Here is a 232-nt window from a genome sequence, read left to right as displayed (position 1 = left end):
ACGTCCCTCGCTACACATTGCTAAACGCTGCTCTGTCTGGCGTGCCCCAGATGCGCGAGCGAATGGTCCTAGTGGCGTACCATAAGGAACTGAACTTGGTGCCTGTTTTCCCAGAGCCTTCGCACTGGGTCGAGCTGCCGCCTGGCTACAACGGCTCTAGAAACTTGGCTCTCAAGGCCTTAAGGGCTATGTATAGAACTTCCGAGTTCTACCTACCCCCACCAACCGCAAG

The 232-nt window shown here is 56.0% G+C and carries 1 protein-coding gene; it reads left to right on the top strand.

Annotated elements, in window-relative coordinates:
- Positions 1-17: 17 nt before the first annotated feature.
- Positions 18-232, top strand: a 215-nt coding sequence (locus ACQG3P_RS24730) for a DNA cytosine methyltransferase (protein ID WP_426806524.1), incomplete at its 3' end; no start/stop codon positions are given.

The organism is Stenotrophomonas sp. SrG, assembly GCF_050031795.1.
GTDB classification, from domain to species: domain Bacteria; phylum Pseudomonadota; class Gammaproteobacteria; order Xanthomonadales; family Xanthomonadaceae; genus Stenotrophomonas; species Stenotrophomonas rhizophila_A.
Note: the sequence above shows the minus strand (reverse complement) of the source record. Positions and strands in the feature narration are given on the sequence as shown.